This window comes from Streptomyces sp. NBC_00659 (assembly GCF_036226925.1).
In the GTDB taxonomy this organism is placed as follows: Bacteria; Actinomycetota; Actinomycetes; order Streptomycetales; family Streptomycetaceae; genus Streptomyces.
Map to the genome: position 1 here is coordinate 5,703,155 of NZ_CP109031.1, position 26,405 is coordinate 5,729,559.

Annotated in this window: 41 protein-coding genes; 39 read left to right on the forward strand and 2 right to left on the reverse strand. The window is 67.0% G+C overall.

Translation table 11 applies throughout. The annotated features are described in order from the left end of the window. Positions 1-5 precede the first annotated feature (5 nt). The 35 genes from OG410_RS24925 to truA all read left to right on the forward strand — a co-directional run bounded on the left by OG410_RS24925 (position 6) and on the right by truA (position 20,271). On the forward strand, positions 6-473 hold the full coding sequence (locus OG410_RS24925; protein WP_329301223.1) for an RHS repeat domain-containing protein: 468 nt from the start codon (positions 6-8) through the stop codon (positions 471-473). Positions 474-480: 7 nt separating this feature from the next. Next, positions 481-924 carry an SUKH-3 domain-containing protein gene (locus OG410_RS24930; RefSeq protein ID WP_329301224.1) on the forward strand — a complete coding sequence of 148 codons (444 nt, stop codon included), beginning with the start codon at positions 481-483 and terminating at the stop codon, positions 922-924. Positions 925-1,030: 106 nt separating this feature from the next. Beyond that, positions 1,031-1,456, forward strand: coding sequence for a hypothetical protein (locus tag OG410_RS24935; protein WP_329301225.1), 426 nt, complete (start codon positions 1,031-1,033; stop codon positions 1,454-1,456). A gap of 62 nt (positions 1,457-1,518) precedes the next feature. Further along, positions 1,519-1,986, forward strand: coding sequence for a hypothetical protein (locus OG410_RS24940; RefSeq protein ID WP_329301226.1), 468 nt, complete (start codon positions 1,519-1,521; stop codon positions 1,984-1,986). Positions 1,987-2,658: 672 nt separating this feature from the next. Beyond that, positions 2,659-2,967: a 30S ribosomal protein S10 gene (gene rpsJ, locus OG410_RS24945; RefSeq protein WP_003948644.1), complete on the forward strand. Its 309-nt coding sequence runs from the start codon at positions 2,659-2,661 to the stop codon at positions 2,965-2,967. 17 nt (positions 2,968-2,984) lie between these two features. Next, positions 2,985-3,629, forward strand: a complete 645-nt coding sequence (rplC, locus tag OG410_RS24950; protein WP_037627001.1) for a 50S ribosomal protein L3 — start codon at positions 2,985-2,987, stop codon at positions 3,627-3,629. 4 nt (positions 3,630-3,633) lie between these two features. Next, a complete protein-coding gene (gene rplD, locus OG410_RS24955) occupies positions 3,634-4,290 on the forward strand; it encodes a 50S ribosomal protein L4 (RefSeq protein ID WP_037627000.1) in 657 nt (218 codons plus the stop codon). Beyond that, positions 4,290-4,706, forward strand: coding sequence for a 50S ribosomal protein L23 (gene rplW / locus OG410_RS24960; protein ID WP_103549184.1), 417 nt, complete (start codon positions 4,290-4,292; stop codon positions 4,704-4,706). Before rplD ends, rplW begins: the two co-directional genes overlap by 1 nt. A gap of 39 nt (positions 4,707-4,745) precedes the next feature. Further along, the gene (rplB, locus tag OG410_RS24965) at positions 4,746-5,582 is read left to right on the forward strand and encodes a 50S ribosomal protein L2 (protein ID WP_153289116.1); all 837 of its coding nucleotides are present in this window, start codon (positions 4,746-4,748) and stop codon (positions 5,580-5,582) included. Positions 5,583-5,594: 12 nt separating this feature from the next. After that, on the forward strand, positions 5,595-5,876 hold the full coding sequence (gene rpsS, locus OG410_RS24970) for a 30S ribosomal protein S19 (protein WP_024755409.1): 282 nt from the start codon (positions 5,595-5,597) through the stop codon (positions 5,874-5,876). Between the two features lie 42 nt (positions 5,877-5,918). Then, positions 5,919-6,266: a 50S ribosomal protein L22 gene (gene rplV / locus OG410_RS24975; RefSeq protein WP_006604878.1), complete on the forward strand. Its 348-nt coding sequence runs from the start codon at positions 5,919-5,921 to the stop codon at positions 6,264-6,266. After that, entirely contained in the window at positions 6,266-7,114 is an 849-nt protein-coding gene (gene rpsC, locus OG410_RS24980; protein ID WP_326786061.1) for a 30S ribosomal protein S3, read from the forward strand. Before rplV ends, rpsC begins: the two co-directional genes overlap by 1 nt. A gap of 5 nt (positions 7,115-7,119) precedes the next feature. Next, positions 7,120-7,539: a 50S ribosomal protein L16 gene (gene rplP / locus OG410_RS24985; RefSeq protein WP_010986348.1), complete on the forward strand. Its 420-nt coding sequence runs from the start codon at positions 7,120-7,122 to the stop codon at positions 7,537-7,539. Next, the gene (gene rpmC, locus OG410_RS24990) at positions 7,539-7,763 is read left to right on the forward strand and encodes a 50S ribosomal protein L29 (protein WP_003998824.1); all 225 of its coding nucleotides are present in this window, start codon (positions 7,539-7,541) and stop codon (positions 7,761-7,763) included. Before rplP ends, rpmC begins: the two co-directional genes overlap by 1 nt. Then, positions 7,763-8,047: a 30S ribosomal protein S17 gene (gene rpsQ / locus OG410_RS24995; protein WP_181863401.1), complete on the forward strand. Its 285-nt coding sequence runs from the start codon at positions 7,763-7,765 to the stop codon at positions 8,045-8,047. Before rpmC ends, rpsQ begins: the two co-directional genes overlap by 1 nt. Positions 8,048-8,165: 118 nt before the next feature. After that, entirely contained in the window at positions 8,166-8,534 is a 369-nt protein-coding gene (gene rplN / locus OG410_RS25000) for a 50S ribosomal protein L14 (protein WP_003998823.1), read from the forward strand. 2 nt (positions 8,535-8,536) lie between these two features. Beyond that, positions 8,537-8,860, forward strand: a complete 324-nt coding sequence (rplX, locus tag OG410_RS25005) for a 50S ribosomal protein L24 (protein WP_007494760.1) — start codon at positions 8,537-8,539, stop codon at positions 8,858-8,860. Then, positions 8,860-9,417 carry a 50S ribosomal protein L5 gene (gene rplE / locus OG410_RS25010; RefSeq protein WP_326786060.1) on the forward strand — a complete coding sequence of 186 codons (558 nt, stop codon included), beginning with the start codon at positions 8,860-8,862 and terminating at the stop codon, positions 9,415-9,417. The genes rplX and rplE overlap by 1 nt, the downstream gene beginning before the upstream one ends. Positions 9,418-9,422: 5 nt before the next feature. Beyond that, positions 9,423-9,608 (forward strand): type Z 30S ribosomal protein S14, encoded by a 186-nt coding sequence (locus OG410_RS25015; RefSeq protein WP_261705331.1) that lies wholly within the window; start codon positions 9,423-9,425, stop codon positions 9,606-9,608. 210 nt (positions 9,609-9,818) lie between these two features. Then, positions 9,819-10,217: a 30S ribosomal protein S8 gene (gene rpsH / locus OG410_RS25020; protein ID WP_261705332.1), complete on the forward strand. Its 399-nt coding sequence runs from the start codon at positions 9,819-9,821 to the stop codon at positions 10,215-10,217. 21 nt (positions 10,218-10,238) lie between these two features. Further along, on the forward strand, positions 10,239-10,778 hold the full coding sequence (gene rplF / locus OG410_RS25025) for a 50S ribosomal protein L6 (protein WP_269247080.1): 540 nt from the start codon (positions 10,239-10,241) through the stop codon (positions 10,776-10,778). A 3-nt stretch (positions 10,779-10,781) separates the two neighbouring features. Further along, a complete protein-coding gene (gene rplR, locus OG410_RS25030) occupies positions 10,782-11,165 on the forward strand; it encodes a 50S ribosomal protein L18 (RefSeq protein ID WP_060901491.1) in 384 nt (127 codons plus the stop codon). Between the two features lie 66 nt (positions 11,166-11,231). Then, a complete protein-coding gene (rpsE, locus tag OG410_RS25035) occupies positions 11,232-11,834 on the forward strand; it encodes a 30S ribosomal protein S5 (protein ID WP_055513610.1) in 603 nt (200 codons plus the stop codon). Further along, positions 11,834-12,016 (forward strand): 50S ribosomal protein L30, encoded by a 183-nt coding sequence (gene rpmD, locus OG410_RS25040; RefSeq protein ID WP_055553514.1) that lies wholly within the window; start codon positions 11,834-11,836, stop codon positions 12,014-12,016. Before rpsE ends, rpmD begins: the two co-directional genes overlap by 1 nt. Positions 12,017-12,018: 2 nt before the next feature. Then, the gene (gene rplO / locus OG410_RS25045; RefSeq protein WP_189190330.1) at positions 12,019-12,474 is read left to right on the forward strand and encodes a 50S ribosomal protein L15; all 456 of its coding nucleotides are present in this window, start codon (positions 12,019-12,021) and stop codon (positions 12,472-12,474) included. A gap of 244 nt (positions 12,475-12,718) precedes the next feature. Beyond that, positions 12,719-14,032 carry a preprotein translocase subunit SecY gene (secY, locus tag OG410_RS25050; protein ID WP_329301227.1) on the forward strand — a complete coding sequence of 438 codons (1,314 nt, stop codon included), beginning with the start codon at positions 12,719-12,721 and terminating at the stop codon, positions 14,030-14,032. Beyond that, positions 14,032-14,688, forward strand: coding sequence for an adenylate kinase (locus OG410_RS25055; protein WP_266761763.1), 657 nt, complete (start codon positions 14,032-14,034; stop codon positions 14,686-14,688). The genes secY and OG410_RS25055 overlap by 1 nt, the downstream gene beginning before the upstream one ends. Before the next feature lie 221 nt (positions 14,689-14,909). Beyond that, positions 14,910-15,749, forward strand: a complete 840-nt coding sequence (map, locus tag OG410_RS25060) for a type I methionyl aminopeptidase (protein ID WP_329301228.1) — start codon at positions 14,910-14,912, stop codon at positions 15,747-15,749. A 262-nt stretch (positions 15,750-16,011) separates the two neighbouring features. Further along, complete coding sequence (infA, locus tag OG410_RS25065) at positions 16,012-16,233, forward strand: translation initiation factor IF-1 (RefSeq protein WP_003948620.1); 222 nt, start codon at positions 16,012-16,014, stop codon at positions 16,231-16,233. Between the two features lie 69 nt (positions 16,234-16,302). After that, positions 16,303-16,416, forward strand: a complete 114-nt coding sequence (gene rpmJ, locus OG410_RS25070) for a 50S ribosomal protein L36 (RefSeq protein WP_003998809.1) — start codon at positions 16,303-16,305, stop codon at positions 16,414-16,416. 218 nt (positions 16,417-16,634) lie between these two features. After that, positions 16,635-17,015, forward strand: coding sequence for a 30S ribosomal protein S13 (rpsM, locus tag OG410_RS25075; RefSeq protein WP_081218901.1), 381 nt, complete (start codon positions 16,635-16,637; stop codon positions 17,013-17,015). 69 nt (positions 17,016-17,084) lie between these two features. Then, on the forward strand, positions 17,085-17,489 hold the full coding sequence (gene rpsK, locus OG410_RS25080) for a 30S ribosomal protein S11 (protein ID WP_003956432.1): 405 nt from the start codon (positions 17,085-17,087) through the stop codon (positions 17,487-17,489). A gap of 177 nt (positions 17,490-17,666) precedes the next feature. After that, positions 17,667-18,689: a DNA-directed RNA polymerase subunit alpha gene (locus OG410_RS25085; RefSeq protein ID WP_003966937.1), complete on the forward strand. Its 1,023-nt coding sequence runs from the start codon at positions 17,667-17,669 to the stop codon at positions 18,687-18,689. 125 nt (positions 18,690-18,814) lie between these two features. After that, positions 18,815-19,312 (forward strand): 50S ribosomal protein L17, encoded by a 498-nt coding sequence (gene rplQ, locus OG410_RS25090; protein WP_168529668.1) that lies wholly within the window; start codon positions 18,815-18,817, stop codon positions 19,310-19,312. Positions 19,313-19,404: 92 nt separating this feature from the next. Further along, entirely contained in the window at positions 19,405-20,271 is an 867-nt protein-coding gene (truA, locus tag OG410_RS25095) for a tRNA pseudouridine(38-40) synthase TruA (protein ID WP_329301229.1), read from the forward strand. A 111-nt stretch (positions 20,272-20,382) separates the two neighbouring features. Here the strand turns inward: truA and OG410_RS25100 are convergent, their stop codons facing one another. After that, complete coding sequence (locus tag OG410_RS25100) at positions 20,383-21,276, reverse strand: hypothetical protein (RefSeq protein ID WP_329301230.1); 894 nt, start codon at positions 21,274-21,276, stop codon at positions 20,383-20,385. 74 nt (positions 21,277-21,350) lie between these two features. Between OG410_RS25100 and OG410_RS25105 the strand changes: the two genes are divergently transcribed. The 4 genes from OG410_RS25105 to glmM all read left to right on the forward strand — a co-directional run bounded on the left by OG410_RS25105 (position 21,351) and on the right by glmM (position 25,332). Then, positions 21,351-22,547, forward strand: a complete 1,197-nt coding sequence (locus OG410_RS25105; protein WP_329301231.1) for a glycosyltransferase family 87 protein — start codon at positions 21,351-21,353, stop codon at positions 22,545-22,547. A gap of 223 nt (positions 22,548-22,770) precedes the next feature. Next, on the forward strand, positions 22,771-23,214 hold the full coding sequence (gene rplM / locus OG410_RS25110) for a 50S ribosomal protein L13 (RefSeq protein ID WP_037626954.1): 444 nt from the start codon (positions 22,771-22,773) through the stop codon (positions 23,212-23,214). Positions 23,215-23,256: 42 nt separating this feature from the next. Continuing rightward, complete coding sequence (gene rpsI / locus OG410_RS25115; RefSeq protein ID WP_261705341.1) at positions 23,257-23,778, forward strand: 30S ribosomal protein S9; 522 nt, start codon at positions 23,257-23,259, stop codon at positions 23,776-23,778. Between the two features lie 195 nt (positions 23,779-23,973). Next, positions 23,974-25,332: a phosphoglucosamine mutase gene (glmM, locus tag OG410_RS25120; protein ID WP_329301232.1), complete on the forward strand. Its 1,359-nt coding sequence runs from the start codon at positions 23,974-23,976 to the stop codon at positions 25,330-25,332. Between the two features lie 136 nt (positions 25,333-25,468). On the opposite strand, the gene OG410_RS25125 is transcribed toward glmM, so the two are convergent. After that, positions 25,469-26,398 carry a DUF389 domain-containing protein gene (locus OG410_RS25125; protein WP_329301233.1) on the reverse strand — a complete coding sequence of 310 codons (930 nt, stop codon included), beginning with the start codon at positions 26,396-26,398 and terminating at the stop codon, positions 25,469-25,471. Between the last annotated feature and the right edge of the window lie 7 nt (positions 26,399-26,405).

Sequence of the window (26,405 nt, forward strand, 5' to 3'; positions counted from 1 at the left end):
GCATCGTGACCGATCTCGTCGGAACTCCCACTGAACTCGTCGATGAGCACGGGGAACTGGCGTGGAAGGCGCGAGCGACGGCATGGGGGGCGTTGCTTGAGGGTCGTAGTTCCGCTGGTGTGTACTGCCCTCTGGCCTTTCCGGGCCAGTACCGAGACCTTGAAACGGCCCTTCATTACAACTACCAGCGGCACTATGATCCGGAGATTGAGACCCGTTCGGGCTTTCGCCGGCTTGTGAGAACGCCGCGCGCGATGCCGCCCGACGGCGGGCCGACCAAGAGCAGGCGCGGCCGGGGGCCAATAAGGACACCAGGCCCACAAGTGCCGCCGGGCTTTCCGTTCCGGGGCATGACGCACCGTTCAGCGGTGCCAGTATCAAGGGCGGCGGCGACCACAATCTGCATCCGGACGTGCGGGCTGCCTACGACCGGGTTCCGTTGGAACAGCGCCCGGCGGGGATTACGGCGGTGACTTAGAAATGGGCCAGGAGAAAAATTCGCGGTGGTCCGCGGAGACGGAGCGCGTTTTGAGGGGGGCCGGATGGCATCCAGGCCGATCGGTACCCACCGGCGAGTGGGAAAGCACGCTCCGTGAGCGCGGCGGCTTCGAGATGCACGAGAGAGCTCGGAGGTTCCTTGCCGAGTTCGGTGGGCTGGAGAGCAACGAGCGAGGACCTGGGAAAACCATGGCCCGCATGGGGTTCAGGCTCGACCCGACTGTGGCCGAGTGGGACGACGAAGTCTTTGACGTACTCAGCGAAGAGGCCGGCGCCGATCTCTACCCGATCGGGGAATCCGACCGTCGCAACAGCTACCTGGGCATCGCTCCGAACGGTGCGGTCTACATCGGCATGGACAATGTCACGCTCCTGGCGGAAACCGCGGATCGAGCGCTGGAGAAACTGGTCGAAGGTATCCGCTAGGCAGGGGCCCACTCCGGCGCGGCGGGGCAGGAAGAGGGAACCGTGCGACGTGTTCCGGTCCGCGCCGAATATGAGGTCCGTGTGGGCGGAGTTGTCGGCAGAGGTCATGGAGGTCGTCGCTCGGTGCGACGCGGAGCGTCTCGAGGTGGAGCGGTCCCGGGTCGCGCCGGAGCTGCGGGAGAGGATCACGACCCCCGTCTATTCGGTCGCGGATCGGTTCGCGTCCTGGGAGCGTGTGGTGCGCCGGATGGAGCCCGGCTGGTCGTTCGACGACTTCTATTCCATCAGCGCCTACGAGAACGACCTCGACTCCCGTGACTCGCTTGAGCAGTTGATGCTGGGGCTGCCCGCGGAGGCCCGGGAGGGTGCGCCGGCACAGCTGCTGGCGCAGTTGGACGAGCGGTTCGCGGCCGCGAGCGTCCCGGATCCGGAGCGATCTTTGCGCGCCTGGGTGCGTCCGACGAAGGCGAGTCCCGAGGTGGACCTCGCACAGTGGTGGAAGCGCAGGCCACTGAGTGAGCCGTGGGATTGATTCATTGGCGGGTCGGAGGATTGCTGTGAGCGCCGGCCCAGAGGGAGGAGCGAAGGATCGGTATGACGTCCGGCCATGACTGGGACTCCGGTGAGGGTCTGATACGTATCGACGACCCTGCCGAGGTGGACGACGCGTTCGAGCGTGGGGCGGATCATCTCGGCACGGCGGTGATCGGGTTGGCCTTCAACTGTTCGCTGGCGGAGGCGGCGCCGAGGATCGTCCTGGCGACCCGGCTGCCGGACCTTCGTCAGCGGGCGTACGCCTTTACGGCGGCGGCCCATGTGGCCCGATTCCATGGGGAGTTGACGCCGGAGTTGTACGCGGTGCTGCGTGCCGAGGGCTCCGAGGGCACCTCCGGTGACGCCATCGACGACACGCTGTCCTTCGTGCCGTTCCGGGATCTGCCGCCGTGGCTGAAGCGGCGGAAGGTGCTCAGAATCGTGTGGAGCAGGGTGGAGGTCTGTCGGCTGCGGTCCGGGGATGCCGTCGGGTGCGCATGGCGGGCCCTGCGTGGGCGCCGGCCCTGAGCGGAAGCCCATGCGCGGGCGGGTGCCCGCACTCGGGTCGTGGCTCTCGGCGGGGGATGGGCAACGAGCGCGGCCGGGGGAGTCCGGGAGGGACAGCGGGCCCGCTCGGGGAGTGGCGGCAGGCCCCCTCCGGAAGTGAGGCGGCGGGTCCGGCCCGGGAAGGCACTGCGGCCCCCGGTGGGGCGGTGGTGCGAGGACGCCGGATCGGGGGGCGGGGCTTCGGTGGGACTCGACCCGGGATCTTGGTCGTGCCGGGGTTTGACCTTCGTCACCTTGGGGGTACGATCTCCGGCTCGATTGGCCAGCCCCCCGTCCTGTATGGCAGACTAACGGGGTTGCTCGGTCGAGTGCCGATGCTGCGCGCCTCCCGTCGGGAGGACTGGAAGCGAGTCCCACAGTACTCGTCGCCCAATCTGTCGTGAGGCAGCGCTGGGGCGGACGTACGGGAATCTTCCGGGAAGTGTCAGCGGGGTGCAGACCAGGCACCCGGTGGGTGTTCTCGCCCCCGGTCCTGCGGTTGCTTTCGGGCGGAGCCGCGTCCCTGGTAGGGAAATCCGTGACGGATATCCCTGTCGCCAGGAGCGCGACACACCCGACCGCGTGGGTCGGAGGTAAGGACGCGAACCCCCGGGTTCCGGAGCGTTTCACTAGACAAAGGACTACTGAGTAGCCATGGCGGGACAGAAGATCCGCATCCGGCTCAAGGCCTACGACCACGAGGTCATCGATTCCTCGGCGAAGAAGATCGTCGAGACGGTGACGCGCACTGGTGCGTCGGTCGCGGGCCCGGTGCCGCTGCCCACTGAGAAGAACGTGTACTGCGTCATCAAGTCGCCGCACAAGTACAAGGACTCTCGCGAGCACTTCGAGATGCGCACGCACAAGCGCCTCATCGACATCCTCGACCCCACGCCCAAGACCGTTGACTCCCTGATGCGACTCGACCTCCCGGCCGGTGTCGACATCGAGATCAAGCTCTAGGGATCGGTGATCTGAGAATGGCTAAGCAGATCAAGGGCATCCTCGGCGAGAAGCTCGGCATGACGCAGGTGTGGGACGAGAACAACCGTGTTGTTCCCGTCACCGTCGTCAAGGCCGGCCCGAACGTCGTGACCCAGGTCCGTACGAACGACGTCGACGGCTACGAGTCCGTCCAGATCGCGTTCGGCGAGATCGACCCGCGCAAGGTGAACAAGCCCCTCAAGGGCCACTTCGCGAAGGCCGATGTCACTCCCCGCCGCCACCTTGTCGAGATCCGTACCGCTGACGCCAGCGAGTACACCCTCGGCCAGGAGATCACCGCTGAGGTGTTCGAGGCCGGCATCAAGGTGGACGTGACCGGCAAGAGCAAGGGCAAGGGCTTCGCCGGTGTCATGAAGCGTCACAACTTCAAGGGCCTCGGCGCCGGACACGGTGTCCAGCGCAAGCACCGCTCCCCCGGCTCCATCGGTGGCTGTGCCACCCCGGGCCGTGTGTTCAAGGGCGTCCGCATGGCGGGCCGCATGGGCAACGAGCGGGTCACCACCCAGAACCTGACCGTTCACGCCGTTGACGCGGAGAAGGGCCTGCTCCTCATCAAGGGAGCGATCCCCGGTCCGAACGGCGGCCTCGTCCTGGTCCGTACCGCGGCCAAGGGGGCCTGAGGACATGAGCACCATTGACATTCTGTCGCCCTCCGGCGACACCGCCGGGACCGTTGAGCTCCCGGCGGAGATCTTCGATGTAGAGAAGATCAGCATCCCGCTGCTTCACCAGGTTGTCGTCGCGCAGCTGGCCGCGGCCCGTCAGGGCACGCACAAGGTCAAGCGTCGTGGCGAGGTCCGTGGTGGTGGCCGCAAGCCTTACCGCCAGAAGGGCACCGGCCGCGCCCGTCAGGGTTCGACCCGCGCGCCGCAGTTCGCCGGCGGTGGCGTCGTCCACGGCCCCACGCCGCGTGACTACTCGCAGCGGACCCCGAAGAAGATGAAGGCCGCGGCCCTGCGCCACGCCCTCACCGACCGGGCCCGCAACGCTCGCATCCACGTCATCACCGGCGTGATCGAGGGCGAGACCCCCTCCACCAAGGCCGCGAAGAGCTTCCTCGGCAAGGTCAGCGAGCGCAAGAACGTGCTCCTGGTCATCGAGCGCTCCGACGAGGCCGCGCTGCTCTCCGCGCGCAACCTGCCCCAGGTCCACATCCTGGAGCCGGGCCAGCTGAACACGTACGACGTTCTCGTCTCGGACGACGTGGTCTTCACCCAGGCCGCTTTCGAGTCCTTCGTGTCTGGCCCCCAGGCCGCTGACACCGAAGGGAGCGAAGCCTGATGGCTACGCGTCACCCGAGCATCGCCTCGAAGGCCGCCAAGGCCAAGAAGGTCGCGCGCATCGCCAAGGCGAAGCGCCACGAGGCCGAAGGCAAGAACACCGTCGAGACCCCGCTGAGCAAGAGCTTCACGGATCCCCGTGACGTCCTCCTCAAGCCGGTCGTCTCGGAGAAGAGCTACGCGCTCCTCGACGAGGGCAAGTACACCTTCGTCGTGGACCCGCGGGCCAACAAGACCCAGATCAAGCAGGCCGTCCAGGCGGTCTTCTCGGTCAAGGTCACCGGGGTCAACACGATCAACCGTCAGGGCAAGCGCAAGCGCACCAAGACGGGCTTCGGCAAGCGTGCCGACAGCAAGCGCGCGATCGTGACCCTCGCTGAGGGCGACCGTATCGACATCTTCGGCCAGGCCTCCTAACGGAGTGCCCTGGTCCGAATATCGGACGAGGACTGAGAAATGGGAATCCGCAAGTACAAGCCGACTACGCCGGGCCGTCGTGGCTCCAGCGTCGCCGACTTCGTCGAGGTCACGCGGTCCACGCCGGAGAAGTCGCTGGTTCGCCCCCTGCACAGCAAGGGCGGCCGTAACAATTCCGGTCGTGTGACCGTTCGCCACCAGGGTGGCGGACACAAGCGCGCCTACCGAGTGATCGACTTCCGTCGTCACGACAAGGACGGCGTGCCGGCGAAGGTCGCGCACATCGAGTACGACCCCAACCGCACCGCGCGCATCGCGCTGCTGCACTACGCGGACGGCGAGAAGCGCTACATCCTCGCCCCCCGCAACCTGTCGCAGGGTGACCGCGTCGAGAACGGTCCCGGGGCCGACATCAAGCCGGGTAACAACCTGGCGCTCCGCAACATCCCGGTCGGTACCACGATCCACGCGATCGAGATCCGTCCCGGTGGCGGCGCCAAGTTCGCCCGCTCCGCCGGTGCCTCGGTGCAGCTGCTCGCGAAGGAGGGCACCATGGCCCACCTCCGCATGCCCTCCGGTGAGATCCGTCTGGTCGACCAGCGCTGCCGCGCCACGGTCGGCGAGGTCGGCAACGCCGAGCAGAGCAACATCAACTGGGGTAAGGCCGGCCGTAAGCGCTGGCTGGGCGTTCGCCCGTCCGTCCGCGGTGTGGCGATGAACCCGGTCGACCACCCGCACGGTGGTGGTGAGGGCAAGACCTCCGGTGGTCGCCACCCGGTCTCCCCGTGGGGTCAGAAGGAGGGTCGTACTCGTTCGCCGAAGAAGGCATCGAACAAGTACATCGTCCGCCGCCGCAAGACGAACAAGAAGCGCTAGGAGCGGGTTTAGATGCCGCGTAGTCTCAAGAAGGGACCCTTCGTCGACGGACACCTCGTAAAGAAGGTGGACGTACAGAACGAAGCCGGTACCAAGAACGTCATCAAGACCTGGTCCCGTCGCTCGATGATCATCCCGGCCATGCTCGGCCACACGATCGCGGTGCACAACGGCAAGACCCACATCCCGGTGTTTGTCACCGAGTCGATGGTCGGCCACAAGCTCGGCGAGTTCTCGCCGACGCGCACCTTCCGGGGTCACGTCAAGGACGACCGGAAGTCGAAGCGCCGCTAACGCGGGGTGGAATCGACCATGACAGACACTGGAAGGACAACCATGGAAGCCAGGGCCCAGGCGCGGTACATCCGCGTTACGCCCATGAAGGCCCGCCGAGTGGTGGACCTTATCCGTGGCATGGATGCCACGGAGGCTCAGGCGGTCCTGCGTTTCGCCCCGCAGGCCGCGAGCGTGCCCGTCGGCAAGGTGCTTGACAGCGCCATCGCCAACGCCGCACACAACTACGACCACACCGACGCCGGCAGCCTCGTCATCTCCGAGGCCTACGTCGACGAGGGTCCGACCCTGAAGCGGTTCCGTCCGCGTGCCCAGGGCCGTGCCTACCGGATCCGCAAGCGGACCAGCCACATCACCGTGGTCGTCAGCAGCAAGGAAGGAACCCGGTAATGGGCCAGAAGGTTAACCCGCATGGGTTCCGGCTCGGCATCACCACGGACTTCAAGTCCCGCTGGTACGCCGACAAGCTGTACAAGGACTACGTCAAGGAAGACGTCGCCATCCGTCGGATGATGACGTCCGGCATGGAGCGCGCCGGCATCTCGAAGGTTGAGATCGAGCGCACCCGTGACCGCGTGCGGGTGGACATCCACACCGCGCGTCCCGGCATCGTCATCGGCCGCCGTGGCGCCGAGGCCGACCGCATCCGCGGCGACCTCGAGAAGCTCACGGGCAAGCAGGTCCAGCTGAACATTCTCGAGGTCAAGAGCCCCGAGACCGATGCTCAGCTCGTCGCCCAGGCCGTTGCCGAGCAGCTCTCCTCCCGCGTCTCCTTCCGTCGCGCCATGCGTAAGAGCATGCAGGGCACGATGAAGGCCGGCGCCAAGGGCATCAAGATCCAGTGCGGTGGCCGTCTCGGCGGCGCCGAGATGTCCCGCTCGGAGTTCTACCGCGAGGGCCGTGTGCCCCTGCACACGCTCCGCGCGAACGTCGACTACGGCTTCTTCGAGGCCAAGACGACCTTCGGCCGTATCGGTGTGAAGGTCTGGATCTACAAGGGCGACGTCAAGAACATCGCCGAGGTCCGCGCCGAGAACGCCGCTGCCCGTGCGGGTAACCGCCCGGCCCGTGGTGGCGGCGCGAGCGACCGCCCGGCCCGTGGTGGTGGCCGTGGTGGCGAGCGTGGCGGCCGCGGCCGCAAGCCGCAGCAGCAGTCCGCGCCGGCTGCCGAGGCCCCCAAGGCCGAGGCTCCCGCCGCCGCTGCCGCTCCGGCTGAGAGCACCGGAACGGAGGCCTGACCGACATGCTGATCCCCCGTAGGGTCAAGCACCGCAAGCAGCACCACCCGAAGCGCCGTGGTCAGGCCAAGGGCGGTACGCAGGTTTCGTTCGGCGAGTACGGCATTCAGGCCCTCACGCCGGCGTACGTGACGAACCGCCAGATCGAGGCCGCTCGTATCGCGATGACCCGCCACATCAAGCGTGGCGGCAAGGTCTGGATCAACATCTACCCGGACCGCCCGCTCACGAAGAAGCCTGCCGAGACCCGCATGGGTTCCGGTAAGGGTTCCCCCGAGTGGTGGATCGCGAACGTGCACCCGGGCCGGGTCATGTTCGAACTGTCCTACCCCAACGAGAAGATCGCCCGTGAGGCCCTCACTCGCGCAGCCCACAAGCTGCCGATGAAGTGCCGGATCGTCAAGCGCGAGGCAGGTGAAGCGTGATGTCGGCCGGTACCAAGGCGTCCGAGCTGCGCGAACTGGGTGACGAGGAGCTTCTCGCGAAGCTCCGCGAAGCCAAGGAAGAGCTGTTCAACCTCCGTTTCCAGGCGGCGACCGGTCAGCTCGAGAACCACGGTCGGCTCAAGGCCGTCCGTAAGGACATCGCGCGGATCTACACCCTGATGCGTGAGCGCGAGCTGGGCATCGAGACGGTGGAGAGCGCCTGATGAGCGAGAGCAACGTGACTGAGCAGAAGACCGAGCGTGGCTTCCGCAAGACCCGTGAGGGTCTGGTCGTCAGCGACAAGATGGACAAGACCGTCGTCGTCGCTGTCGAGGACCGCGTGAAGCACGCGCTGTACGGCAAGGTCATCCGCCGTACCAGCAAGCTCAAGGCCCACGACGAGCAGAACGCCGCCGGCGTCGGCGACCGCGTCCTCCTGATGGAGACCCGGCCGCTGTCCTCGACGAAGCGCTGGCGCATCGTCGAGATCCTCGAGAAGGCCAAGTAAGTACCTCAGGCCCTGGAAAAAATTTCTAGGGGCCCCTGAGGTTGGTTCCGCCAGGCTCGGGGCGGGGTCGTGCTGAACGACCCCGCCCCGGGAACCGGCAGACAAACAGGAGATAGACGTGATCCAGCAGGAGTCGCGACTGCGTGTCGCCGACAACACTGGTGCGAAGGAAATCCTTTGCATCCGTGTGCTCGGTGGCTCCGGTCGCCGCTACGCGGGCATCGGTGACGTGATCGTCGCCACCGTCAAGGACGCGATCCCCGGCGGCAACGTGAAGAAGGGTGACGTCGTCAAGGCTGTCATCGTTCGCACCGTCAAGGAGCGCCGCCGTCCGGACGGCTCGTACATCCGCTTCGACGAGAACGCCGCCGTCATTCTGAAGAACGACGGCGACCCTCGTGGCACCCGTATCTTCGGCCCCGTCGGCCGTGAGCTGCGCGAGAAGAAGTTCATGAAGATCATCTCGCTCGCGCCGGAGGTGCTGTAAGCATGAAGATCAAGAAGGGCGACCTGGTTCAGGTCATCACCGGTAAGGACAAGGGCAAGCAGGGCAAGGTCATTGCCGCTTACCCGCGCGACGAGCGCGTCCTGGTCGAGGGTGTCAACCGGGTCAAGAAGCACACGAAGGCCGGCCCGACCGCCAAGGGCTCGCAGGCCGGTGGCATCGTCACGACCGAGGCGCCCGTCCACGTCTCCAACGTCCAGCTGGTCGTTGAGAAGGACGGCAACAAGGTTGTCACGCGCGTCGGTTACCGCTTCGACGACGAGGGCAACAAGATCCGCGTTGCCAAGCGGACGGGTGAGGACATCTGATGGCGACCACCACCATTCCGCGTCTCAAGACGAAGTACCGCGAGGAGATCGCGGCGAAGCTGCAGGAAGAGTTCTCCTACGAGAACGTCATGCAGACGCCGGGCCTCGTCAAGATCGTGGTCAACATGGGTGTCGGCGACGCCGCCCGTGACTCGAAGCTCATGGACGGTGCCGTCCGTGACCTGACCACGATCACCGGTCAGAAGCCGGCCGTCACCAAGGCCCGCAAGTCCATCGCGCAGTTCAAGCTGCGTGAGGGTCAGCCGATCGGTGCCCACGTCACGCTCCGTGGCGACCGCATGTGGGAGTTCCTGGACCGCACCCTGTCGCTCGCGCTCCCGCGCATCCGCGACTTCCGTGGTCTGTCCCCCAAGCAGTTCGACGGCCGTGGCAACTACACCTTCGGTCTCACGGAGCAGGTCATGTTCCACGAGATCGACCAGGACAAGATCGACCGTACCCGGGGCATGGACATCACCGTGGTGACCACGGCGACCAACGACGCTGAGGGCCGTGCCCTTCTCCGTCACCTCGGCTTCCCCTTCAAGGAGGCGTAAGCGAGATGGCGAAGAAGGCTCTGATTGCCAAGGCTGCTCGTAAGCCCAAGTTCGGTGTGCGTGGCTACACGCGCTGCCAGCGCTGCGGTCGTCCGCACTCCGTGTACCGCAAGTTCGGCCTGTGCCGCATCTGCCTTCGTGAGATGGCTCACCGTGGCGAGCTGCCGGGCGTGACCAAGAGTTCCTGGTAGTCCCTGTAATTCAGGGATCCAGGACTCTCGGTAAGTAAAGGGTTCTGTCAGGTGCCCACCTCTCCATGGCTTAGGCTAGGAGGGTTGGGCGCCTGACGCCCAGACGACTTACTACGCCGTAGGTCCCCGCACCGCACCCGTCCCGCCACTGAGTGGGGAGAGGGATGGCGCATACAGGAAACCCCGGCGAGAGAGGCCGAAGGCCAATTCATGACCATGACTGATCCCATCGCAGACATGCTTACCCGTCTGCGTAACGCGAACTCGGCGTACCACGACGATGTCGCGATGCCGCACAGCAAGATCAAGTCTCACATCGCGGAGATCCTCCAGCAGGAGGGCTTCATCACGGGCTGGAAGGTCGAGGACGCCGAGGTCGGCAAGAAGCTCGTCCTCGAGCTGAAGTTCGGCCCGAACCGTGAGCGCTCCATCGCGGGCATCAAGCGGATCTCGAAGCCGGGTCTGCGTGTGTACGCGAAGTCCACCTCCCTGCCCAGGGTGCTCGGTGGCCTCGGCGTGGCGATCATCTCCACGTCACACGGTCTCCTCACCGACAAGCAGGCCGGCAAGAAGGGCGTAGGCGGAGAAGTCCTCGCCTACGTCTGGTAGAAGGGAACGGAGGAAACAGCTATGTCGCGTATTGGCAAGCTCCCCATCACGGTTCCCGCCGGCGTGGACGTCACCATCGACGGCCGTACGGTCCAGGTGAAGGGTCCCAAGGGCTCCCTCTCCCACACCGTCGCGGCGCCGATCGAGGTCGCCAAGGGCGAGGACGGCATTCTCAATGTCACCCGCCCGAACGACGAGCGTCAGAACAAGGCCCTCCACGGCCTGTCCCGCACGCTGGTGGCGAACATGATCACCGGCGTGACCACGGGTTACGTGAAGAAGCTCGAAATCAGCGGTGTCGGTTACCGCGTCCTGGCGAAGGGCTCCAACCTGGAGTTCTCGCTCGGCTACAGCCACTCGATCACGGTCGAGGCGCCCGAGGGCATCTCGTTCAAGGTCGAGAACCCGACGCACTTCTCGGTCGAGGGAATCGACAAGCAGAAGGTCGGCGAGGTTGCGGCCAACATCCGCAAGCTGCGCAAGCCCGACCCGTACAAGGCCAAGGGCGTCAAGTACGAGGGCGAAGTCGTCCGGCGCAAGGTCGGAAAGGCGGGTAAGTAAGCCATGGCATACGGTGTCAAGATTGCTAAGGGCGACGCTTACAAGCGTGCTGCCATCAAGCGTCGTCACATCCGGATCCGTAAGCACATCTCGGGTACGGCTGAGCGTCCGCGCCTGGTCGTGACGCGCTCCAACCGTCACATCGTGGCCCAGGTCATCGACGACGTTAAGGGTCACACCCTCGCGTCGGCGTCGACCCTGGACACCACGATCCGCGGTGGCGAGGCCGACAAGTCGGCTCAGGCGAAGTCGGTCGGCGCCCTGGTCGCCGAGCGCGCCAAGGCCGCCGGTGTCGAGGCTGTCGTATTCGACCGTGGTGGTAACCAGTACGCCGGGCGCATCGCCGCCCTGGCGGACGCCGCCCGCGAAGCCGGACTCAAGTTCTGAGTCGCCCGTCGCGCTAGCGACTTCATTGTCGCTGCGTAGCTAGCGGAAAAAGAGAGAGGTAATCCAATGGCTGGACCCCAGCGCCGTGGAAGCGGTGCCGGTGGCGGCGAGCGGCGGGACCGGAAGGGCCGTGACGGCGGCGCTGCTGCCGAGAAGACCGCGTACGTTGAGCGCGTTGTCGCGATCAACCGCGTCGCCAAGGTAGTGAAGGGTGGTCGTCGCTTCAGCTTTACCGCGCTTGTCGTGGTAGGCGATGGTGACGGCACCGTCGGTGTCGGTTACGGCAAGGCCAAGGAGGTGCCGGCCGCGATCGCCAAGGGTGTTGAAGAGGCCAAGAAGCACTTCTTCAAGGTCCCCCGTATCCAGGGCACCATCCCGCACCCGATCACGGGCGAGAAGGCCGCGGGCGTCGTCCTGCTCAAGCCTGCTTCCCCCGGTACCGGCGTTATCGCCGGTGGCCCGGTGCGAGCCGTCCTGGAGTGCGCCGGCGTTCACGACATCCTGTCGAAGTCGCTCGGTTCTTCCAACGCGATCAACATCGTGCACGCGACCGTGGCGGCCCTCAAGGGCCTGCAGCGTCCCGAGGAGATCGCGGCTCGCCGTGGTCTGCCCCTCGAGGACGTCGCCCCCGCGGCTCTCCTTCGTGCACGTGCCGGGGCGGGTGCGTAATGGCTCGCCTCAAGGTCACGCAGACGAAGTCGTACATCGGCAGCAAGCAGAACCACCGTGACACCCTGCGTTCCCTTGGTCTCAAGGGCATCAACACGCAGGTCGTCAAGGAGGACCGCCCCGAGTTCCGCGGAATGGTTCACACCGTCCGCCACCTCGTGACGGTCGAGGAGGTCGACTGATCATGGCGGAAAACAACCCGCTCAAGATCCACAACCTCCGTCCCGCCCCGGGCGCCAAGACCGCCAAGACCCGTGTTGGTCGTGGTGAGGCGTCGAAGGGTAAGACGGCTGGTCGTGGTACCAAGGGCACGAAGGCCCGCTACCAGGTTCCGGAGCGCTTCGAGGGTGGCCAGATGCCCCTCCACATGCGTCTTCCGAAGCTGAAGGGCTTCCGTAACCCGTTCAAGACCGAGTTCCAGGTCGTGAACCTCGACAAGCTGGGCGCGCTGTACCCGGAGGGTGGCGAGGTCACCGTCGAGGGTCTCGTCGCCAAGGGTGCCGTTCGCAAGAACAGCCTCGTCAAGGTCCTCGGCCAGGGCGAGATCTCCGTGGCGCTGCAGGTGACGGTCGACGCCGTCTCCGGCTCCGCCAAGGAGAAGATCACCGCCGCCGGCGGTACCGTCACCGAACTCGTCTGATTTCAGCAGGCGTTTCGATGACCTGAACGATCCCAACCGGGGATGCCCACAAAAGGGGCATCCCCGGTTGGTCGTTCCTAGGGGGGCAGTGTCGCCGGTAAGGTGGCCTGCACTGTTAATTTTCGTCCGCTGTGCCTCAAGGGAACTCCGGACGAGTTTTGACTGTTGGTTAGCTGTCAGTCATCCGTCGAACCTCAAGACCGTCACCCTCTGACGCTGTAGCGCGGGGGTCGCAGGAGGCACCGTGCTCACCGCGTTCGCCCGGGCGTTCAGGACGCCCGACCTGCGCAAGAAGCTGCTCTTCACGCTCGGCATCATCGTGGTCTACCGCGTCGGTACCCACGTTCCGATCCCCGGCGTGGACTACAAGAACGTCCAGACGTGTATGGACGTGGCCGACTCGAACCGTGGGCTGTTCAGCCTGATCAACATGTTCAGTGGCGGCGCGCTGCTGCAGATCACGATCTTCGCGCTCGGCATCATGCCGTACATCACGGCGAGCATCATTCTCCAGCTGCTCACCGTGGTGATCCCGCGACTGGAGGCCCTCAAGAAGGAGGGTTCGGCCGGTACGGCGAAGATCACGCAGTACACCCGCTATCTGACGGTCGCGCTCGCCATCCTGCAGGGCACGGGCCTGGTGGCCACCGCGCGCAGCGGTGCGCTGTTCTCCGGCTGCCCCGTGGCCAACCAGATCGTCCCGGACCAGTCGATCTTCACCACGATCACGATGGTCGTCACGATGACCGCCGGTACCTGTGTCGTCATGTGGCTCGGTGAGCTGATCACCGACCGCGGCATCGGCAACGGCATGTCGATCCTGATGTTCATCTCGATCGCGGCGACCTTCCCGAGCGCTCTGTGGACCGTCAAGGTCCAGGGCAAGCTGGCCGATGGCTGGATCGAGTTCGGCACGGTCATCGCGGTGGGTCTGTGCATGGTCGGCCTGGTGGTCTTCGTCGAGCAGGCGCAGCGCCGCATCCCGGTCCAGTACGCGAAGCGCATGATCGGCCGCCGTTCCTACGGCGGTACCTCGACCTACATTCCGCTGAAGGTCAACCAGGCAGGTGTGATTCCTGTCATCTTCGCGTCGTCGCTGCTCTACATTCCGAGCCTGGTCGCCCAGTTCTCGAAGAGCAACTCCGGGTGGAAAACATGGGTCACACAGAACCTGACCAAGGGTGATCACCCGATTTACATCACCATGTACTTCCTTCTGATCGTGTTCTTCGCGTTCTTCTACGTGGCGATCTCGTTCAACCCCGAGGAAGTCGCCGACAACATGAAGAAGTATGGTGGCTTCATCCCGGGCATCCGGGCTGGCCGGCCGACCGCTGAGTACCTCAGCTACGTACTCAACCGGATCACCTGGCCGGGTTCGCTGTATCTGGGGCTGATCGCTCTCGTGCCGACGGTGGCGTTGGTTGGTTTCGGGGCAAACCAGAACTTCCCGTTCGGTGGCACCAGCATCCTCATCATCGTGGGTGTGGGTCTTGAGACGGTGAAGCAGATCGAGAGTCAGCTTCAGCAGCGCAATTACGAAGGGTTCCTCCGCTGATGCGAATCGTCCTCGTCGGGCCGCCCGGTGCCGGGAAGGGAACGCAGGCCGCGTTCCTCGCCAACAATCTGGCGATCCCGCACATCTCAACGGGCGACCTGTTCCGCGCCAACATCTCTCAGCAGACGGAGCTCGGCAAGCTGGCGAAGTCCTACATGGACAAGGGCGAACTGGTACCGGACGAGGTCACCATCGCCATGGCCAAGGACCGCATGGAGCAGCCCGACGCGGAGAACGGCTTCCTGCTCGACGGCTTCCCGCGCAACGTCTCGCAGGCCGAGGCGCTGGACGAGATGCTGAGCACCGAGGGCATGAAGCTGGACGCGGTGCTGGACCTGGAGGTCCCCGAGGACGAGGTGGTCCGCCGTATCGCGGGCCGACGCATCTGCCGCAACGACTCGGCGCACGTGTTCCACGTGTCGTACAAGGCGCCGAAGCAGGAAGGCGTCTGTGACGTCTGCGGCGGCGAGCTGTACCAGCGCGACGACGACTCCGAGGACACCGTCCGTACGCGGCTGGAGGTCTACCACACGCAGACCGAGCCGATCATCGACTACTACCGGTCGCAGAGCCTGGTCGTCACGATCCCGGCGCTCGGCAAGGTCGAAGAGGTCACGGCGCGTGCGATGGGGGCCCTGGCCCGCGAGGACGCCTAGTCCCTGCGGTCCGTTCCGTGACGCACGCGTGTCGCGGGGGAGCGTGAAGCAGTACGTCGCATCGGCCGCGGCACCCTCACCGGGTGCCGCGGCCGACGTGCGAGGCGGACAGGGTGAAGGTCCTGTGCGCGGCGGGGTCCCAGGACCCCCGGGCGGGGTGGGGCGAGTCCCCCGTATCGTTGGAGTAGTCCGTCTTCCGGTCCAGAAAGGCCGCAGCCACCATGGTGCAGATCAAGACCCCCGAGCAGATCGCCAAGATGCGTGAGGCGGGGCTGGTCGTCGCGGCGATCCATGCGGCCACGCGGGAAGCGGCGGTGCCCGGCGCGACCACCCGGGACCTGGACGAGGTCGCGCGCAAGGTGCTGGAGGAGCACGGCGCCAAGTCGAACTTCCTCGGGTACGGCGGCTTCCCCGCGACGATCTGCACCTCGGCCAACGAGGTCGTCGTCCACGGCATCCCGGACGACAAGACCGTCCTGAAGGACGGCGACATCATCTCCATCGACGCCGGCGCGATCGTGGACGGCTGGCACGGCGACGCCGCGTTCACCGCGTTCGTGGGCTCCGGACACGCCCCGGAGCTGATCGAGCTCTCCCGGGTGACCGAGGAGTCGATGTGGGCGGGCATCGCGGCCATGAAGGTGGGCAACCGCCTGGTCGACATCTCCCGCGCCATCGAGACCTACATCCGCCGTCAGCCGAAGCCGGGCGGCGGCAAGTACGGGATCATCGAGGACTTCGGCGGCCACGGCATCGGCACCGAGATGCACATGGACCCGCACCTGCTGAACTACGTCGAGCGGAAGCGGGGGAAGGGGCCGAAGCTGGTTCCCGGGTTCTGCCTCGCCATCGAGCCGATGGTGTCGCTCGGCACACCGCGGACCGAGACGCTCGAGGACGACTGGACCGTGATCACCACGGACGGGACCTGGTCCTCGCACTGGGAGCACTCCGTGGCGCTGACCGAGGACGGGCCGCTGGTTCTCACGGCGCCCGACTGCGGCAGGGCGAAGCTCGCCGAGTACGGGGTCACGGCGGCGCCCGACCCCCTCGCGGGCTGAAGCGCCCGGCCCCCTCGCGGGCTGAGGCCTCCCGTCCGCGGGGAGCCCGCTGGCTCCCTTCGCCGGCCGTGCCATCGGCCAGCCCCGCCCTTCGCGCATACCGCGTCGATGGGTGGGGCATCGTCATGAGTGGCGGGGAGGACCGAGCTGATTCGTCTTTCCGGGAGCCCTGACGTAGACTGACTCGTCGGCTCTCGTGCACCCGCATGTCTGCATGCGCTCGCGCGAAGTCGATCAAGGTAGTCGATTCGAAGGGCAAAGCGTGGCCAAGAAGCAAGGTGCCATCGAGATCGAGGGCACTGTCGTCGAGTCTCTCCCGAACGCCATGTTCAAGGTAGAGCTCCAGAACGGCCACCAGGTCCTGGCGCACATCAGCGGCAAGATGCGCATGCACTACATCCGCATCCTCCCTGACGACCGGGTCGTGGTGGAGTTGTCTCCGTACGACCTGACGCGCGGCCGGATCGTCTACCGCTACAAGTAGATCTTGCCTTGCTCCGTGTTCCCGTTCCGGGAGCGCGGGGGGTGGCACTGACCCGGAGAACCTCACCTAATGAAGGTCAAGCCGAGCGTCAAGAAGATCTGCGACAAGTGCAGGGTGATCCGCCGTCACGGTCGGGTCATGGTCATCTGCGAAAACCCGCGCCACAAGCAGCGCCAGGGCTGACGCACGACCGCACCTTCTGCACCCCGCAGATACTTCGCGCGACGCAGCAGTACATGTTCATACGCAGGATCCAGGGCTGAGTCTCATCAGGCCTGACACCCCCGGTCGGAGGCCGGGGACCCGGTTCGTACCGAATGCTCGGTCCATTGGATCAGAGGACGACGGCGGGCGGGATCCGGTTCTGCGGAAGACCTCCGAACGACAACTGGAGCCATTGAATGGCACGCGTTTCCGGTGTTGACATCCCGCGCGAAAAGCGTGTGGAGGTCGCCCTCACCTACGTGTTCGGCATCGGCCGGACCCTTTCCCAGCTGACGCTGGCCGAGACTGGCGTGAACCCCAACACGCGCGTTCGTGACCTCTCCGAGGAGGAGCTGGTCAAGATCCGCGAGTACGTGGACGCCAACATCAAGACCGAGGGTGACCTCCGTCGCGAGATCCAGGGCGACATTCGCCGCAAGATCGAGATCGGCTGCTACCAGGGCATCCGCCACCGTCGTGGCCTGCCCGTGCACGGTCAGCGCACCAGCACGAACGCTCGTACCCGCAAGGGCCCGCGTCGCGCGATCGCCGGCAAGAAGAAGCCGGGCAAGAAGTAGTCCTCAGCGGACAACGCTTCATCAGCGGTCTTCGCTGTAGGACCGACCACCTCCCCGTAGGAGAAATAGATGCCCCCCAAGGGTCGTCAGGGCGCTGCCAAGAAGGTGCGCCGCAAGGAAAAGAAGAACGTCGCTCACGGGCACGCTCACATCAAGAGCACGTTCAACAACACGATCGTCTCGATCACGGACCCCTCGGGCAACGTGATCTCCTGGGCCTCCGCCGGCCACGTCGGCTTCAAGGGCTCGCGCAAGTCCACCCCCTTCGCCGCGCAGATGGCCGCCGAGTCGGCCGCCCGTCGCGCGCAGGAGCACGGCATGCGCAAGGTTGACGTCTTCGTGAAGGGCCCGGGCTCCGGTCGCGAGACCGCGATCCGCTCCCTCCAGGCCACTGGCCTCGAGGTCGGCTCCATCCAGGACGTCACCCCCACCCCGCACAACGGTTGCCGTCCGCCGAAGCGCCGCCGCGTCTGACGCACGGCCGCTCGGCCGTCGATCCTGACGGCCCTGTGCTTGGTTCGAGGTTTCCGGGCGGTACGGCTCCATAAAAGGGCCGTATCGCCCGTACCCTTGCTGTACCCGTCTCTTCGGAGACGCGGTTTTGTCGGGCGTCAAATAGCGGGCGTCCACGAATGAAGGACTGATCACCACATGCTGATCGCTCAGCGCCCCTCGTTGACCGAAGAGGTCGTCGACGAATTCCGCTCCCGGTTCGTGATCGAGCCGCTGGAGCCGGGCTTCGGCTACACCCTCGGCAACTCCCTGCGCCGCACCCTCCTCTCGTCGATCCCCGGCGCTGCTGTCACCAGCATCCGCATCGACGGTGTCCTGCACGAGTTCACCACCGTGCCGGGCGTCAAGGAGGACGTCACCGACCTGATCCTCAACATCAAGCAGCTGGTCGTCTCCTCGGAGCACGACGAGCCGGTCGTGATGTACCTGCGCAAGCAGGGCCCGGGTCTGGTCACCGCCGCCGACATCGCGCCCCCGGCCGGTGTCGAGGTCCACAACCCCGACCTCGTCCTCGCCACGCTCAACGGCAAGGGCAAGCTGGAGATGGAGCTGACCGTCGAGCGCGGTCGCGGCTACGTCTCCGCCGTTCAGAACAAGCAGGTCGGTCAGGAGATCGGGCGCATCCCGGTCGACTCGATCTACTCGCCGGTGCTGAAGGTCACGTACAAGGTCGAGGCGACCCGTGTCGAGCAGCGCACCGACTTCGACAAGCTGATCGTCGACGTCGAGACCAAGCAGGCCATGCGTCCCCGTGACGCCATGGCGTCGGCCGGTAAGACCCTGGTCGAGCTGTTCGGTCTGGCCCGCGAGCTCAACATCGACGCCGAGGGCATCGACATGGGCCCGTCCCCCACGGACGCCGCCCTCGCCGCTGATCTCGCCCTGCCGATCGAGGAGCTCGAGCTCACCGTTCGGTCGTACAACTGCCTCAAGCGTGAGGGCATCCACTCCGTGGGTGAGCTCGTCGCCCGCTCCGAGGCCGACCTCCTGGACATCCGCAACTTCGGTGCGAAGTCCATCGACGAGGTCAAGGCGAAGCTGGCCGGCATGGGCCTGGCCCTCAAGGACAGCCCGCCCGGATTCGACCCGACCGCCGCCGCCGACGCCTTCGGCGCCGACGACGACGCGGACGCGGGTTTCGTGGAGACCGAGCAGTACTGAGCCAGTACTGGGACGGCTTCCGTCCTCCGGGGTCCTTCGGGACCTCGGATCTTCGACGGGCAATCGCCCGCTCGGACACTGTCCCCGGTACCTGATACGGCCGGGGCAGACACCTAGGAGAAACCATGCCGAAGCCCGCCAAGGGTGCCCGTCTGGGCGGCAGTGCCGCGCACGAGAAGCTGCTCCTCGCGAACCTCGCGAAGTCGCTCTTCGAGCACGGCCGCATCACCACCACCGAGGCCAAGGCCCGTCGCCTGCGTCCCTACGCGGAGCGTCTGGTCACCAAGGCGAAGAAGGGTGACCTTCACAACCGCCGGCAGGTGCTCTCGGTGATCACGGACAAGAGCATCGTGCACACGCTCTTCACCGAGATCGGCCCGCGCTACGAGAACCGCCCGGGTGGCTACACCCGTATCACCAAGATCGGTAACCGTCGTGGCGACAACGCGCCCATGGCTGTCATCGAGCTGGTGGAGGCCCTGACCGTGGCCCAGCAGGCCACCGGTGAGGCCGAGGCCGCGACCAAGCGTTCCGCCAAGGACGCCGAGGCTCCGGCCAAGGTCGAGGACACCAAGGTCGAGGACGCCGCCGAGGCTCCCGCCGAGGAGTCGAAGGACGCCTGAGGCACTGCCTTGCTGTGAGCGGGTCCGTCCCTTTCGGGGCGGGCCCGCTTTCGCGTTCCCGGGGAAGAGCCCGGGCTTGAGAGGATCTAGGTGTGAGTGACGAAGCGGAGCCCGGGTTCGTCCGGGTGCGGTTGGACCTGTCGTACGACGGGACCGGGTTCTCCGGGTGGGCCAAGCAGGCCGGCGGACGCAGGACCGTGCAGGGCGAGATCGAGGACGCCCTGCGGACGGTGACCCGGACGAAGGACACCACGTACGAGCTGACCGTGGCCGGGCGGACCGACGCCGGGGTGCACGCGCGTGGCCAGGTGGCCCACGTCGACCTGCCCGCGGAACTGTGGGCCGAGCACCGGGAGAAGCTGCTCAAGCGGCTCGCCGGGCGGCTGGCGAAGGATGTACGGGTGTGGTCGCTGACCGAGGCGCCCGCCGGCTTCAACGCGCGGTTCTCGGCGGTCTGGCGGCGCTACGCCTATCGCGTGACCGACGAACCCGGCGGTGTCGACCCGCTGCTGCGCAGTCATGTCCTGTGGCACGACTGGCCGTTGGACGTCGACGCCATGAACCAGGCGGCCGAACGGCTGCTGGGGGAGCACGACTTCGCCGCCTACTGCAAGAAGCGCGAGGGTGCGACGACCATCCGCACCCTCCAGCAACTGAGCCTGGTGCGAGGCGAGGACGGCGTCGTCACCGCCACCGTGCGGGCCGACGCCTTCTGCCACAACATGGTGCGGTCCCTGATCGGGGCCCTGCTGTTCGTGGGGGACGGGCACCGCGGGCCCGACTGGCCGGGCAAGGTGCTCGCCGCCGGCGTACGGGACTCGGCCGTTCATGTCGTGCGGCCGCACGGGCTGACGCTCGAGGAAGTCGGTTATCCCGCCGACGAGTTGCTGGCCGCGCGGAACAAGGAGGCCCGGAACAAGCGGATGTTGCCGGGAGCGGGCGGATGCGAGACCTGCTGACACCCGGGCGCCTGTGCGGATCCGCTGACGGCCCGTCCTGCTGAGTGGGCGTCAACTGCCTCGTACGGGGCGGTGCGGCGGCCGGTGTTCGTCGGCCGCCGCCCGCAACCGCTACTGGTTGGCCGCGGCCGAAGCCTGGGCCTGTCCCCGCCGGCCGATCTGGCGGAACGCGAACTCCGCGAGATCGTCGCCGGTCGTGAACACCGCGGTGTCCTTCGTCGTCACGTCCTTGCCGTCGGTGAAGCCGGAGAGCGTGAAGTAGGCGTAACGCCCGTAGGCGTTGGTGGTCGACCGGCAGACGGCCGCGTCGCAGAACGCCTTGATGCCGTTGCCCGGGAGCGAGGCGATGATGCTCTTCTTGTCCGCGTCGGCCTTGGCCTTGCCGGCCTGGGCCTCGGTGTCGAAGACCGCGATGCCGACCGTCACCGCCACCCCGTCCTTGACGTAGGTGACCCGCATGAAGCGGGTGCAGCCGTCCTTCTTCAGAACCTGCGGCAGTGTGCCCTTCACGGCCGAGGCACAGTCCTTCGTGTCGGCCGTCGGCCCCTTGCGGTACACACGGTTGCCCATGGTGAGCTGCGTACCGGGGAAGAGGATGTCCGGGCTCAGCGGCGCGGTGTCCTTCTGCGCGCTGGCTATGAACTGCTTCGGATCCAGCGGCGGCGGAGCCGAGGTCGGCTCGAAGGACGGCGCCGGTGTCGTGGCGCCGGGGATGTCCGAGCTGGCGGGAAGTTGGGACGGCTGGTTCGTGGCCTGATTGTTCCCGTTCCCGTTCGCGTTGGCGACGGCCATGGCCACGGCAGCGCCGACCGCGACGGTGGCCAGCGCCCCGCCCACGATGAACAGCACTTTGCGGCGCTTGTTGCGCGTTTCGGAAGCCTCCGCCATGGCGGCCCAGTCGGGATTCCCACCGGAACGCTGGTTGTTCCACTGAGGCGTCTGCTGAGAACCCGGCTTCCAGGGGTCCCACGGGGGCTGCCCCTGCCCACCCTGCCCATAACTCATGCGCCGCATCTTAGACGGGGGTTGGGGGGTGCCGGTCAGCTCCACCGGGCACTTGAGCCCCTAGCGTGATCTGAATGCGCAAGGGCAAAAGTGACATCTCCGGGTGGTTGGTGCGTAGGGCCTCCTGGCACGCGTGGGCGGTCACGGGCGCGGTGCTGTGCGCGCATGCCGCGGGCGTCGCGCTCCGCACCTCGGACGGGGGGATGGACAACGCGATCGTCGTCCGGGCGGCGCGGACCTGGCTGGAGGGCGGTTCGCCCTACGCCGACCGGCACTTTCTCTATCTCCCGAGCGCGGTGCTCGCGGCCGTGCCGCAGACGCTGCTCCCGGCGTACGCGCTCCGCGTGCTGGTCCCCCTGACGGTGACCGCGCTGCTGGTGACGGGCTGGGCCTGCGCGCTGAGCGTCCACGGGGTCCCCTGGCGCAGCCGCCTCGCGGTGCTCGGCCCGGCCTGGCTCGCGCTGGGCTTCGCGCCCTTCGGCCACCTGGTCTCGCTCGGCAACTGGACCGTGACCGCCGCGGCGGCGCTGCCGCTCGCCCTGCTGCTGGCCGGGCGGGACCGGTGGGGGTGGGCCGGAGTGGTCATCGGCGCGGCGCTCGCCCTGAAGCCGCTGCTCGTGCCCGTGGCGCTCCTCTTCCTTTTCGCGCGCCGGTGGCGGGCACTGGCCGCGATGTTCCTCGTGCCCGCCCTGGCGTCCGGCGGGGCGGCGCTGCTGATGCCCGATCCTGCGGCGTTCGTCACACGGACGCTGCCGTTCCTGCTGCACGGCCACGACGGCTTCGTACGCCTCTACGAGGCCTCTCCGGCGGCCGTGCTCCCGCGTCTCGGGGTGCCGTCCCCGGTGGCGGTCCCGCTGGCCTGCGCGGCGGCCTGTGCCGGGGTGCTGGCCGCGTACCGCCGCTGGTCGCGCGGTGTTCCCGGGCCGCTGCGGCTCGCCGAGCCCGCGGTGCTGCTGATGCTCTCGGCGTTCCTGGTGTCCCGGCCGTCCTACGACCACTATCTGCTCGTCGTGGTGCCGCTGCTGCTCGCGGGGCTGCCGTATCCCGGTGCGGCGGCCCGTGAGCCCTGGTTCTGGCTGGCGCTGGTGCCGCAGGTGCCCGGCGGTGACTGGCCCTGGCTGGAAGCGGTGACCCGGCGTTCCTTCCGTGACTGCTTTACCCTGTGTGTGATGACTGCATCGGTGGCGCTCCCGCGTCGCCGTCACCTGCCGCTCGCCGGCCCGGACCACTTCGTCGCCCAGCGGCGCGGACGACGGGCCACGAGGGTGTGAGGACCCGCGTTTTGACCCTTCAGGGCCGCCACGGGTAAGCTTGCAGTTCGTTATGTGTATTGGCTTGCTCATTCTCACGTGAGGGGCCCTTACACCGGTCCACCGGGGCTGATGACCAGCGACCAGCACGCGGTATGCGTCACCGCAGTGCGGTCAGGGCTGTCGTGATCGTCCGTGGTGGCCATGTCAGGACCCACTCACTGAAGAAGCGAAGGCTACGACCGTGCGTACGTACAGCCCCAAGCCCGGCGACATCACTCGCCAGTGGTACGTCATCGACGCCCAGGATGTCGTCCTGGGTCGTCTGGCGACCACTGCCGCGAACATTCTGCGCGGCAAGCACAAGCCGATCTACGCGCCCCACGTCGACGCTGGTGACTTCGTCATCATCATCAACGCCGACAAGGTGCACCTCTCCGGCAACAAGAAGACCCAGAAGCTGGCGTACCGCCACTCCGGTTACCCGGGTGGTCTGCGCTCCGTCCGCTACGACGAGCTGCTGGCGAAGAACCCCGAGAAGGCCGTCGAGAAGGCCATCAGGGGCATGGTTCCCAAGAACACCCTGGGCCGTCAGGTGCTCTCGAAGCTGAAGGTCTACGCGGGCGAGAACCACCCGCACGCTGCGCAGCAGCCGGTCCCGTTCGAGATCACCCAGGTCGCGCAGTAGTTCCGGCCACCCCCTAAGACATAAAGAAATCTGAGGAGAATCGTGGCCGAGACCACCGTTGAGCAGCCGGTCGAAGAGACTGAGCTCGTCGACATCGAGAGCTACACCACCGAGTCCGAGGTGCCCGTCGAGGGCGAGTACACCTCGGAGTCGCTCGAAGGCCGCTTCGGCGACCCGCAGCCGGCCGCCGGCCTGGGCCGTCGCAAGAACGCCATCGCCCGCGTCCGGATCGTTCCGGGCACCGGCAAGTGGAAGATCAACGGTCGCACCCTTGAGGACTACTTCCCCAACAAGGTGCACCAGCAGGAAGTCAACGAGCCCTTCAAGGTGCTCGAGCTCGACAACCGCTACGACGTTGTCGCCCGCATCTCGGGTGGCGGCGTCTCGGGTCAGGCCGGTGCCCTGCGCCTCGGCGTGGCCCGTGCGCTGAACGAGGCCGACGTGGACAACAACCGCGGCGCCCTCAAGAAGGCCGGCTTCCTCAAGCGCGACGACCGTGCGGTCGAGCGCAAGAAGGCCGGTCTCAAGAAGGCCCGCAAGGCTCCGCAGTACAGCAAGCGTTAATCTTCGCTGCTTGCTACTGCGCGTAGTACGCGTAGCTCCGAACGCCCCGGCTGCACGCCACAGTGCCGCCGGGGCGTTCGTTTATCACAGTGGTTGGGCGTATAACGGCACAAGGTGCTCAAAGGCTCATGTGATCGGATGACTCCGTATCCTTCGGGGGACTTCCGTACTCTGCAGCTTTTCTCAGGAGGACAAGTGGGACGACTCTTCGGCACGGACGGCGTGCGCGGTGTCGCCAACGCGGATCTGACGGCCGAGCTCGCGCTCGGGCTTTCCGTGGCAGCGGCGCACGTACTCGCCGAGGCGGGCACGTTCGAAGGCCACCGGCCCGTGGCCGTGGTCGGGCGGGATCCGCGCGCGTCCGGGGAGTTCCTGGAGGCCGCGGTGGTCGCCGGCCTCGCCAGCGCCGGTGTGGACGTCCTGCGCGTCGGCGTGCTGCCCACCCCCGCGGTGGCGTACCTCACCGGGGTGCTCGGTGCCGACCTCGGCGTGATGCTCTCCGCGAGCCACAACGCCATGCCCGACAACGGCATCAAGTTCTTCGCCCGCGGCGGGCACAAGCTCGCCGACGAGCTGGAGGACCGGATCGAGGGCGTCTACGAGGAGCACCGCACCGGCGCTCCCTGGGACCGTCCCACCGGCTCGGGCGTCGGCCGGGTCAACTCCTACGACCTGGGCTTCGACCAGTACGTCGCCCACCTCATCGCTGTCCTCCCGAACCGCCTCGACGGCATGAAGGTCGTCCTTGACGAGGCGCACGGCGCGGCCGCCCGGGTCTCGCCCGAGGCCTTCACCCGGGCCGGTGCCGAGATCATCACCATCGGCGCGGAGCCCGACGGGCTCAACATCAACGACGGCTGCGGCTCCACCCACCTGGAGCTCCTCAAGGCCGCCGTCGTCGAACACGGCGCCGACCTCGGCATCGCGCACGACGGTGACGCCGACCGCTGCCTCGCCGTGGACCACACGGGCGAGGAGATCGACGGCGACCAGATCCTGGCCGTACTCGCGCTGGCGATGCGGGAGCGTTCCGCACTGCGCTCCGACACCGTTGTCGCGACGGTCATGTCCAACCTCGGCTTCAAGCTCGCCATGGAGCGCGAAGGCCTCACCTTCATCCAGACCGCGGTCGGCGACCGCTACGTCCTGGAGGAGATGAAGCGGCACGGCTACGCGCTCGGCGGCGAGCAGTCCGGGCACGTCATCATCCTCGACCACGCCACCACCGGCGACGGCACGCTGACCGGCCTGCTGCTCGCCGCCCGGGTCGCCCAGACCGGCCGTACGCTCCGCGACCTGGCCTCGGTCATGGAGCGGCTGCCGCAGGTCCTCATCAACGTGCCCGACGTCGACCGGTCGCGGGTGAAGACCTCCGCCGAGCTGGCCGCCGCGGTGGCCGACGCCGAGAGCGAACTCGGCAGCACCGGCCGGGTACTGCTGCGTCCCTCCGGCACCGAGCCGCTCGTCCGCGTGATGGTCGAGGCCGCCGACATCGACCACGCCCGGTCGGTGGCCGCCCGCCTCGCCGACGTCGTGAAGTCGGCACTCGGCTAGACGGGACCTGAGCCTTTGAGCTCTTCGCCCGAGCCGTGAGGCCCGGCACCCAGGAGACTTTCCCGGGGTGCCGGGCCTCACGGCTGTGCGCGGGCTCCCGCGGGGTGTCCTTCGCCGACCGGGCGGTGGCCTCGCGCTACGCGGTGGCCCGCCGCGTCGCCCAGAACCACTTCTGGGCGAGCAGGGTGAGCGTGCCGGCGACCACGATGCCGAGCAGGTTGAACAGCAGCTGCTTGGTGGATCCCCAGGTCTGGCCCATGTCCCCGTAGCTCAGGGCCACCGCGGCGTTCGCGGCGGCCGGCACCGTCGTCACGGAGATCGCGACGCCGACCAGGGCCCCGGACTTCGCGGACGTCAGGGACAGCATGCCGGCGGTGCCCGCGAGCACGGCGACGACGAACGAGAACCAGTCCGGCGCGTACACGAACCCGGTGTTGGGGCGCGCCGCCTCCAGCTGCGCCTCGCTGAACAGGTTCACCCCGTCCATGAACAGGCTGAAGAGCACCGTCACCGCCATGGCGATCGCGAAACCGGCCAGCAGCGCGGTCGTGGACCGCAGGGCGAGACGTGTGCTCCGCTGCACGATCGCGGTGCAGACACCGGCCAGCGGGCCGAACTCCGGGCCCACGGCCATGGCGCCCACGATCAGGACCGCGTTGTCGAGCACCACACCACAGGCCGCGATCATCGTGGCGATGGTGATGAACGCGACGTAGGTGACCGACAGCGTCGACTCCTCGTGCGTGGCCTCCTCCAGGTGTTCCCACAGGACCGCGTCGACGCCCTCGCCCGGTGCCTCGGCCTCCGCCTGGTCGGCGCGCTTCGACAGGGACAGGTCGATGTCCTCGACCGCGATCGAACCCGCGTCGTCGATACCCAGTTCCCGCAGGCCGCCGATGAGCTCGTCGCCCGCCTCCCGGGCGACGTCGCACATGACCACGTCCCCGGACGGATTACGCGCGACGCCCGGCAGGACCACGACATGGGTGGTGCCGACCGTCCCCTCGATCAGACGCACCACGTCGTCGGTCTGTCCGGCAGGGGTGATCAGGCGCAGATGCAGCATGGCCGCA